Below are 1395 nucleotides of genomic sequence, written 5' to 3'. Positions count from 1 at the left end.
TATATTTTTAGTTTGTGCAAAAAGAGATAATATATACACAATTTCATAAATTGGACAAACTATACTGCTAATGCTTCGTTGATTCTTTCTTTAAACATTATTTCAAATTTTAAAAGTGTAACACCCCAGTTGGGAAGTGGTGAAGTCCATTTTCTCATAATCTGATCTGTTGCTAAATACAATGATTTTCGTAACGAATCATCAGTTGGGAATACTGTTCTAATCTTAGTAAATTTTCTTATTTGCCTATTAAAACCTTCAAGTGTATTAGTGGTATAAATCATTTTTCTAATTTCTTTAGTATAAGAAAAATATGTAGATAATTTATCCCAGTTTTCATACCATGAATCAATTACAGTATCATAAAGATTATCCCATTTTTGCTTCAACTCGTCGAGCTGCGCTAGCGCAATTTCTTCTGTATCTGCCTTATAAACAAGCTTCAAATCTTTCATAAATTCTTTTCTGTTTTTATAAGAGACATATTTTATGGAATTTCTTATTTGATGTATTATACAACTTTGAATACACACCTTTGGAAAAACAGCTCTAATTGCGTCTGGTAAACCTCTTAAGCCATCCATACATGCAATTAAAATATCCTTAACACCACGATTGCTTAAATCATTGCATACGTTTAACCAAAATTTTGCTCCTTCAGCTTCGCCTACCCAAATTCCTAAAATATCTTTATAACCTTCCATATCAACTCCCATACAAATATATGCTGCTTTAGAAACAATTCTATGTTCGTCTCTTACCTTAAAATGGACTGCATCCATATATACTATAGGATATACTGGGTCTAACATTCGGTTTTGCCATTCTGCTGCCGCATCCATAACTTTATCAGTTATTTTCGATATCATTGATGGAGAAACATCTATTCCATATAGCTCTTCGAGTTCGGATTGAATGTCTCTTGTAGACATTCCACGTGCATACAAGCCAATTATTTTTTTATCTAATTCACTGCATTCTGTTTCATACTTTCGAATTGCTCTTGGTTCAAATTCTGATTTTCTATCTCGTGGAATATCTAAAGGAACTTCCCCATAACTACTTCGGACATCTTTCTTCGAATAGCCATTTCTATAATTCTTTTCAGATTCACCATTAGTTCTTTCATACTTCTCTCTGCCTAAATGTTCATCCATTTCAGCTTCAAGTAATTGTTGCATAACATCTTTTAATAACTTCTGCATCAATCCATTCTTTCCTACAACATCATCCATACTTTTACACTTTTTAATTTCTTCTTGATAATTAATATCTGGTACTTTCATTTGGAATCCTCCTTCATTATTTTCAAGTATATTATTCCAAATCTACCATCAAACAATACAAAAAAAGAATGTAGTAGATTTGTTTTACACAAATCTATCTACATTCTCG

At 31.3% G+C, this 1395-nt stretch carries 1 protein-coding gene; it reads right to left on the bottom strand.

Features of this window, described 5'->3' with window-relative positions; all coding sequences use genetic code 11:
• Window positions 1-59: 59 nt before the first annotated feature.
• Window positions 60-1286 (bottom strand): IS256 family transposase, encoded by a 1227-nt coding sequence (locus tag FAY47_RS19825; RefSeq protein ID WP_143318649.1) that lies wholly within the window; start codon window positions 1284-1286, stop codon window positions 60-62.
• Between the last annotated feature and the right edge of the window lie 109 nt (window positions 1287-1395).

It is taken from the genome of Clostridium sp. HBUAS56017 (assembly GCF_007115085.1).
In the GTDB taxonomy this organism is placed as follows: Bacteria; Bacillota; Clostridia; order Clostridiales; family Clostridiaceae; genus Clostridium; species Clostridium cibarium.
Note: the sequence above shows the minus strand (reverse complement) of the source record. Positions and strands in the feature narration are given on the sequence as shown.